5 protein-coding genes are annotated in these 8,866 nt (G+C 38.8%); 4 read left to right on the top strand and 1 reads right to left on the bottom strand.

The window, feature by feature from the left end:
• Nucleotides 1–227: 227 nt before the first annotated feature.
• Both IQ247_RS03780 and IQ247_RS03775 read left to right on the top strand, forming a co-directional pair.
• On the top strand, nt 228–1,229 hold the full coding sequence (locus IQ247_RS03780) for a transaldolase (protein ID WP_193917195.1): 1,002 nt from the start codon (nt 228–230) through the stop codon (nt 1,227–1,229).
• A 199-nt stretch (nt 1,230–1,428) separates the two neighbouring features.
• A complete protein-coding gene (locus IQ247_RS03775) occupies nt 1,429–2,646 on the top strand; it encodes an acetate kinase (RefSeq protein ID WP_193917193.1) in 1,218 nt (405 codons plus the stop codon).
• A 210-nt stretch (nt 2,647–2,856) separates the two neighbouring features.
• Here IQ247_RS03775 and IQ247_RS03770 read toward each other — a convergent pair whose 3' ends face one another.
• Complete coding sequence (locus IQ247_RS03770) at nt 2,857–3,930, bottom strand: hypothetical protein (RefSeq protein ID WP_193917191.1); 1,074 nt, start codon at nt 3,928–3,930, stop codon at nt 2,857–2,859.
• 796 nt (nt 3,931–4,726) lie between these two features.
• On the opposite strand from IQ247_RS03770, the gene IQ247_RS03765 reads away from it, so the two are divergent.
• Both IQ247_RS03765 and sbcC read left to right on the top strand, forming a co-directional pair.
• On the top strand, nt 4,727–5,431 hold the full coding sequence (locus IQ247_RS03765) for a hypothetical protein (protein WP_228059445.1): 705 nt from the start codon (nt 4,727–4,729) through the stop codon (nt 5,429–5,431).
• Nucleotides 5,432–5,758: 327 nt separating this feature from the next.
• On the top strand, nt 5,759–8,785 hold the full coding sequence (gene sbcC, locus IQ247_RS03760) for an exonuclease subunit SbcC (RefSeq protein ID WP_193917187.1): 3,027 nt from the start codon (nt 5,759–5,761) through the stop codon (nt 8,783–8,785).
• Nucleotides 8,786–8,866: the final 81 nt, after the last annotated feature.

Raw genomic sequence — 8,866 nt, 5'->3', positions numbered from 1 at the left:
GCCAGTTAGGTGAGGTTAGCCTGTGGACTGGTGAGTGCCGACACTGCCAGAATGAAGTAGGAAGTAAACGAAGCCCAAAGTAAATATTTCCAACTATGGGTAGCTTTGGGTAAGTGTTATGTAACGGAAATGTCTTAATTACCTATTACTAAATTGTGCAAGCAGTAGCAGTATTAAATCAAAAGCGTCAATCCTCGACACATCAATTTAATTTAATGGAGTAGATTATGTCCAAAAATTTATTAGAACAATTACGTTCCATGACAGTTGTAGTAGCTGATACAGGTGATATTCAACAAATTGAAAAATTTAAGCCTCAAGATGCTACTACAAATCCGTCTTTGATTACCGCAGCGGCTCAAATGCCAGAATATCAGGGAATTGTTGATGATACTTTAGCTCAAGCACAGAAAGATGCTGGTGCTGGTGCAACCCAAGCTACTATTGTTAAAATGGCTTTTGAACGTTTGGCTGTGGCTTTCGGCTTGAAGATTCTCCAAATCATTCCCGGTAGAGTTTCTACAGAAGTTGATGCACGTCTTTCCTACGATACCGAAGCTACCGTTAACACCGCACGAGAAATTATTAAGCAATACGAAGAGAAAGGAGTTTCTCGCGAACGTGTTTTAATTAAAATTGCTTCTACTTGGGAAGGTATCAAGGCTGCGGAAATTTTGGAGAAAGAAGGTATTCACTGTAACTTAACATTGTTATTCGGTCTCCATCAAGCTATTGCTTGTGCCGAAGCTGGTACAACCTTAATTTCTCCTTTCGTGGGACGGATTCTCGATTGGTACAAGAAAGACACCGGAAAAGACAGCTATCCCGCTGCGGAAGATCCAGGAGTTTTATCTGTCACCACGATTTACAACTACTACAAAAAGTTTGGTTATAAAACCGAAGTTATGGGAGCTAGTTTCCGTAACTTAGGTGAGATTACTGAACTTGCGGGTTGTGATTTGTTAACAATTTCTCCCAAATTCTTGGCTGAATTGCAAGATACTATCGGAGAATTACCTCGTAAACTTGACGCTAATAAAGCGGAAGCAATGGATATTGAAAAAATTTCCATGGACAAAGCCACCTTTGAGAAAATGCACGCAGAAGATAAAATGGCTTTTGATAAGTTAGATGAAGGAATCAAAGGTTTTACCAAAGCGTTGGAAGACTTGGAAAAATTGTTAGCTGAAAGATTAGCTAACCTTGATGGAGAAGCTAAGGTTGCTTAAATATAATTAGTATTCTTTAGTTAAATAATGTAGAGACGTTGCATTGCAACGTCTTTTATTTTATTTAATGTGAATTCGACTGTGTTCAGTGAGAAGAATCACAGAAGTCTAGTTTTTACGATATAAATATCCATAACACCCGAAAAGACTAATAAAAACCCGACTTCTTACTCCACGCACTTGTTAATAAAGATAAAAAATGAAAATACTTGTACTAAATGCTGGTTCCAGCACCCAAAAAAGTTGCTTGTACGACATAAACGGCGATATTCCTTCTTCACCACCTGCACCCCTGTGGGAAGGAAAAGTAGATTGGAGCCATAATCAAGGTGTTGCGGAAATTGAGGTAGAGAAATCTACTGGAGAAAAATTAACTGAAGAAATCGCTACAGATTCTCAATCTGAAATAATGGCTCGCTTACTTAATACAATGTCCGCAGGTTCAACCAAAGTCATCAATCAACTTTCTGAAATTGATCTAGTCGGACATCGGGTAGTACATGGTGGAAGAGAATACCGGCAAAGTGTGGTAATTTCTGAAAAAGTAAAACAGGCGATCGCCAATCTAGCAAAACTAGCTCCTGCACATAATCCAGCCAATTTAGCAGGCATTGAGGCTGTCGAAAATCTTTTAGGGGAAGTGCCTCAAATAGCAGTTTTTGATACCGCGTTTCATCGTAATATACCCGATGCAGCGGCAATTTATCCCGGTCCCTATGAATGGGCTGAACAAGATATTATTCGTTACGGCTTTCACGGTATCAGCCATCAATATTGTGCGGAACGTGCTGCTGATATTCTTGATAAAGATTTACGCTCTTTACGTATAATTACTTGTCATTTAGGTAATGGCTGTTCTTTAGCTGCGATTAAAAATGGTTACAGTGTAGACACAACTATGGGATTTACACCTGTTGATGGATTAATGATGGGTAGTCGTTCCGGTAGCATTGACCCTGGAATTTTAATTTACCTATTACGACAAGGAAACTGTACGGTTGAACAGTTAGATTATGTTTTAAATAAAGCATCTGGCTTAAGTGGTATTTCAGGAATTTCCAGCGATATGCGGCAAATAAAAGCAGCAATTTCCCAAGGTCATGAACGCGCTCAACTCGCTCTCGACATTTACGTACATCGTCTACGTTCCTATATTGGAGCCATGTTGGCTAGTTTAGGAGGATTAGATGTTTTAGTCTTTACCGCTGGTGTTGGCGAAAACTCCCCCGAAATTCGCCAAGCTGCTTGTGAAGCCTTTGAATTTTTAGGAATCAAAATTGATTCTAGTAAAAACACTAATAAACTAGTCGATCAAGACATTGCGACAACCGATTCCGCAGTAAGGGTATTAGTTATACATACTCAAGAAGATTGGCAAATTGCTCGTGAATGTTATCACATTAATCTGAGGGAATAGAATAATCGTCCATGGGGAGTAAATTTCGATATGCAGACATACTATTAAAGTTAGAGGTTAGAGGTTAGAGGTCAAAGGGAACGCGACTATTACCAATCACTCAATAAACTGTCAACTCCCTATTTCAAAATCAATCAATGCCCGTCATTATAGACCAGACGAGCATTGCTGAGTGATACATATTACATAGACATGAATAAAGATACTGCTTTAACTATTCACAGCATCTAAATCCCAAGTGTAATAACCGAGTTTATTGGGAACTCTAGCAAATCTGCCGATGCGATAACCTCGGGAAAGTTCGCCCAGCACCATGCTCCTAATCTTCATGTCTCTAATTTCTTCGTCATCAAGCGCTCCATAAACTTGTTCAATGATTTCACCTACTGAATAAATTTTCCCCGCATTTTTTTCTAAAAATGAGGAAATGGCATCAATCAAAAATTGACCTTCATACTGAGGCAACATTGGTATTTTTTTTGTTCTCTGAGGTACCAATGGCTTACTAACTTTAGGTCTTGCTCTTTTTGATTTAGCTTTGCTACCGGGTGGTATTACCAAATTTAAATCTAAGGTATAGCAACCAGGTTCGTCGGGAACGGAATCCCAGTACATTTGTTCTTTTCCATGAGTAAGGGAAGAATGTACTCTACCTTTGACGATTTTAAATGCAGTTGACTCTAAATCTCCATAAAGCGATCGCACTACGAAGTCGATATGGCATACTTTGCCTTTATTCTCTTCTAAAAGCTGTTTAATGGCTTCTATGCGAGAAATGTGCCTAAATTCGGGCAACATTGCAATATCGGAGCCGCTTTTTGGATTGTATTTTTCCTTGGCTGATGCGGCTTTTTTTAGAGTAGAAGGCTGGCTTTCTTGATTGGTACTCTCTTGATTATCATGCTCTTCAAGGGAGATGAAAGAGGTAGATTCTTCATCCGGTTCAAGTTCAGACTCTTCCTCTTCGTCATACTCTTCAAATAAATCCTTCTCCTGAGTAACACTACCATTAACCTGAGATTTCACCGCTTCTGGGGATAGATGAGAAGATGTTTGCGTAATTGCTTTAACATCAAGTATCTCAAGTCCGGAGAAGAGTTTACTATTAACTAGACCCGAAGAACTAGACAACAGCGCTTCTACATGAGCAAGTTGAACTCTAGCGGTAGTGACTTTAAGCTCGTACTCTTGTACTAGGCGAGCGTAATACTCTCTTAAACCTAATAATGATTCAAGTAAAGCTTGTGGGGGTGTTTCTATTGTTGGCTGCGACTCTGGTTTCATAACGTTCTGATTCAACTAATTTCAGCCTCTCCTTTATATTTCATTGCTCTTGGCTTAGCTTTACTAGACCTACTAGAGTTGGATTTCCTATAAGACGGTTGAGGTGGACGACACTTTTCGCAATAAAGCGGGCGAGGTCCGTAAGTTTCCCGATCTGTAGGCTTGTCGCACTCTTTACATACAAACGAAAATACTCTTGTATGAATTTCGCGCTTATGCGCTCTGACGGTGTATTCCCTAACGTTAATTGTCTTACTTGCCATGATTACAAATTTTCAGATTTTGTCCCAATATAGTTATTCCAAGCAAAGGATGTGCTGACATTTATAGACTATTTTCATGCAAAGCCACACACGTTGATGTTTCTACTCACCGTTTTGATTATCCGGGAAAGATAGTGAGTGGATGCACTTGTCTATTTTCCACAAAACTACATATGACTAAAGTAGTCATAATAGCTTTTTAGAGACCAATGACTCGACTTGAGTCAAATTTTGCGGCAATGGTTGTGGTTTCTTTGCGTCTCTAGACAATCGCAGTCCCCCAGTCGAGCAAAAAAGTAATGATTCAAATTGCTCTATAGTTTTGAGTTAGTCAGACAAAACAAAAAACTACTATCTATGAGCCTTATTTTTTTGAATCTGTTACTTTTGTAAACTATCAGGGAACTATGAGGTAGTAATGCAATACCTTTTAGTTATCCCAGAATATGTTTGCTCTATCTCGCCAAGCCATTACCTCGTCAAGTGTAGCCTGTTTATGCTTGTTTGCGGTTAGTTTGTTACAATTTCCGCGAATGCAAAAATTGCTGTCCGACAAAGCAACTACCTCAGTAGAAGCTTTAGAAAGAGAAATCAATGCGGAGGAAGTCCGTCTGAAATTTCTTCAAAAAATTCCTACATTTGGTTATGATAACTTAATTGCAAATTGGATTTATCTTAATTTTTTACAATATTTTGGCGATGATGAAATTCGTGCCTTATCCGGTTACGGTTTAAGCCCCCAATATTTCGAGGTAATTTTAAAGCATGACCCCCGCTTTGTAAATGCCTATTTGGCACTTTCTACTAGTGGTTCTATGTATGCTGGAATGCCAGAAAAATCCGTGAAAATCATGAATCAAGGGTTAAAATCCCTTAGTCCCTGGGTTCCTAAAAATTCTTATTATATATGGCGTTACAAAGGAGTTGATGAGTTACTATTTTTAGGTGATTCTCAAGCAGCAAGAAAATCTTTTAAAAATGCTTCTCAATGGGCTAAAGAACATTCAGATCAAGAAAGTCAGTTCGTTGGATCGATTTCCGCACAAACCGCAGAATTTCTCAAAACCAATCGAGACAGCAAATACGCTCAAATTTCTGCTTGGGCTATGGTTTTAAGTAATGGAGTTGATCAAAAAACTCAAGAAAGAGCTATCCGTGAAATTGAAGCTTTAGGTGGAAAAGTTATTTCTACTGAACAAGGTAATAAAATTCAATTTCCTCAGAAAGACACAGACTAATTTTACTTAATTATACTTAATTACACCCCAGATAATTTTCTGTCCCCCGTTGCCTAGCTCCTAAGACTCCCAATCAAAATCAAATTTGATTCCGATGTAGTCCTGAGAAACAAATTTTTACTTTTAACACTCCTTACTGTTCAATTTATTCTTTTTCCGTGACAAAGAATAAATAATTTGCTTAATAAGAAACAAAAAACTTGCTGAAATGTTAAGTTTTGTAAAAATGAACGATTAAAAACTAGAAAGAATATTTTTACATAGTTAAACTACAGAAACAGCATATGTACTGCTATTAATAAAAAGTAGCTGTGGCAAGTAGCCTAAATGATTCCAGTACAAATTACATTACAAAACTTTCTTAGTTATCAAGATGCAAGTTTGGATTTTAGCGGATTGCATACAGCTTGTATTTGTGGTTCTAATGGCGCTGGTAAATCTTCGCTTTTAGAAGCTATCACTTGGGTAGTTTGGGGTGAAAGTAGAGCAACTTCAGAAGATGATGTGATTCATACTAGAGCGTCAGATGTTCGAGTTGATTTTACTTTTGCAGCTAACGGACAAATTTATCGGGTAATTCGCACTCGTCGTCGGGGTTCGAGTAGTGCTTTGGAGTTTCAAATTGAAACAACCGAAGGTTTTAAGTCTTTAACTGCTAAGGGTTTAAGGGCGACTCAAGATACAATTTTTAATCATATTAAGCTCGATTATGATACTTTTATAAATTCTGCTTACCTACGTCAAGGTCGTGCTGACGAGTTTATGCTTAAACGTCCGAACGAGCGTAAGGAGATTTTAGCTGAATTATTAAAGTTAAATCAGTATGATGAATTAGAAGAAAGAGCAAAGGAATTATCTCGTCAATTAAAAGCACGGGGAGAAGAATTTGAGCGCAATTTGGAATCACACAAAACTCAACTGCAACAACAAGAAAGTATTGCTCAACAAAGAACTGAGTTAGAAATCGAACTCAACGAACTGCAAAAAGTACAGGCTTTAGATCATATTCAGTTACAAAGTTTGCAAGTTGTTGAACACCAGCGCAAAGGTTGGGAAGAACAACTACATTTTGTTCGGCAACAATATAGTAATCTCACTCAAGATAACAAGCGTCTGGAAAGCGAACAATCAAGTTTGAAAATTCAACTTGAGTCATTAGAACGATTGTTAAATCAAGAAACAGAGATTAAAGCCGAATACGCAAATTACCAAACTCTGCAATCTCAAGAAGAAGCTATGAGCGCTTTGTTTGCTGAATATACTCAGCTTCAACAATTGCGTCAGCACAAACAACAGCAGTTGAGCAAGCATATTCAAGGAATTGAGCGACAGTTGCAACAAAGTCAAGGACAATTAGAAGCCTTGGAGCAGCAAGAGCAAGAGATTGATCATACTCTTAAGAATACGGGTGATGTAGAAGTAGCACTAGAAAAATTAAAAACAGCACGTCAAGATTTAAGTAATTTAGATAATCTGCAAATGCAGGTTTCTCCTTTGTTGCAGCAGCGTCAACAATTGCAAACAGAACTACATCGTACCCAAGCGGGGATAACAGCCAGAATTGAACAATTGCAAGCTACCTTTATACAATTACAAAATCAATCTCGTCGTCAACCGCAACTTCAACAAGCGGTAATGGAAGTAGAGACGAAAATTGAACAGTTAGATAAAGATAAGATTTATCTGCAAAGAGTACAAGAAAAAGGACAGGAAAGACGGCATTTTATGGAGCGGTTGCAGGCTCAACAGCGCCAATATGAAAGGCTTTTGGGGGAATTGGAGCAAAAGTTGCAAATGTTACAAAACCCCGATGCTATTTGTCCTTTATGTGAGCGTCCTTTAGACGAGCATCATTGGAATCGAGTTGTAGATAAAACCAAGGTTGAATTCAAAGATACACAAGGGCAATTATGGGTATTTCGTGACCAAATGGCAGTGTCAGAACGAGAAATTCAGGTTCTCAGACAGGAATATCGCAATGTAAGCAGTAAATTGTCACCTTATGAAGCTTTGCGCGAACAAAAGGGTGAATTAGCCGCCCAATTGCAAGCAACCAGCGAAATTGACCAGCAGATACAGCAAATTACTGATGAGAAACAAAGATTAGAAAGAACTTTACATTTAGGTGATTATGCACCCCAAAAGCAACGCGAATTGCAGGAATTAGAAGAGTATTTGCAACAACTCGATTACAACGAACAGAATCATGCTCTGGCTCGTAGTGCAGTTGAAAAATGGCGATGGGCAGAAATTAAACAAGGACAAATTAAAGATGCACGCAAGCGACAAGCCCAATTAGCAGCCAGAAAACCGCAAATTCAGGAATTAATCGGTAAATTAGAAAATCAAATTCAGATAGAACAAGTTGATTCCGAAATTGCTAGAGAAATCAAGGATTTAGAAGATAAAATGGTTCAAATGGGTTATGACAACCAACGTCATCACCAAATCCGCATAGATTTAAGACAAGCCCAGTCTTCCCATTTACGCTATCAACAACTGCTCAACGCTCAGCAGCAATATCCCGAAATCAAACAGCGATCGCAATCTTTAGAGGAAGCCATCAAAGCCAGGTTGAGCGAAAAACAAAAGTTGGCTGCTCAAATTGACAGCATTGTGGCACAATTAGAACAAACTGCTAACCCTACTACCCAAATTCAAAATTTAGAGCAGCAATTAGCTAAGCGTCGTCGTCAACTCGATGATCAAATCGGACATTTGGGACGTTTACAGCAGCAGTCTCAGTATTTGGACAATCTCAAAGTTCAGTACACCGAACAGCAACAGCAGCTAAAAGTAGTCCGCGCTCAACAGCGGGTTTATCAGGAATTAGCGCAGGCGTTTGGTAAAAATGGCATCCAAGCACTGATGATTGAAAATGTTTTACCGCAGCTAGAAGCCGAGACCAATAAACTACTTTCCCGATTGAGTGCTAACCAATTACACGTACAATTTGTTACCCAAAGAGCGGGTAAAGGTAGTAAAGCTAAGAAGAAAAATGCCAAATTAATCGACACCTTAGATATTGTAATTGCCGATGCTAGAGGTACGCGAGCATACGAAACTTATTCAGGTGGAGAAGCTTTTAGAATCAACTTTGCAATCCGTTTAGCATTAGCTAAATTACTAGCACAGCGAGCAGGAGCAGCCTTACAATTACTGATAGTTGATGAAGGATTTGGTACCCAAGATAGTGAAGGGTGCGACAGATTAATTGCAGCAATCAACGCGATCGCCCCCGATTTTGCCTGCATCCTCACCGTAACTCATATGCCCCATTTAAAAGAAGCCTTCGCCGCACGTATTGAGGTCAATAAAACCCAGAATGGTTCTACAATCAGGATGATGATTTAATTAGCGGGAATCGATTTATAGATGGTGACAATTAAAAAGCAGACCCGAAAGCCTGCTTCACAAAAATGATCAATCTAGAAA

The organism is Plectonema cf. radiosum LEGE 06105, from assembly GCF_015207665.1.
In the GTDB taxonomy this organism is placed as follows: Bacteria; Cyanobacteriota; Cyanobacteriia; order Cyanobacteriales; family Nostocaceae; genus Rivularia; species Rivularia radiosa_A.
This window is presented reverse-complemented; position numbering and strand designations above follow the sequence as displayed.

What these genes read in the sequence shown, in the direction of transcription:
- IQ247_RS03780 (WP_193917195.1), top strand. Translation starts at nt 228, where the DNA reads ATGTCCAAAAATTTATTAGAACAATTACGTTCCATGACAGTTGTAGTA.
- IQ247_RS03775 (WP_193917193.1), top strand. Translation starts at nt 1,429, where the DNA reads ATGAAAATACTTGTACTAAATGCTGGTTCCAGCACCCAAAAAAGTTGC.
- IQ247_RS03770 (WP_193917191.1), bottom strand. Translation starts at nt 3,930, where the DNA reads ATGAAACCAGAGTCGCAGCCAACAATAGAAACACCCCCACAAGCTTTA.
- IQ247_RS03765 (WP_228059445.1), top strand. Translation starts at nt 4,727, where the DNA reads ATGCAAAAATTGCTGTCCGACAAAGCAACTACCTCAGTAGAAGCTTTA.
- sbcC (WP_193917187.1), top strand. Translation starts at nt 5,759, where the DNA reads ATGATTCCAGTACAAATTACATTACAAAACTTTCTTAGTTATCAAGAT.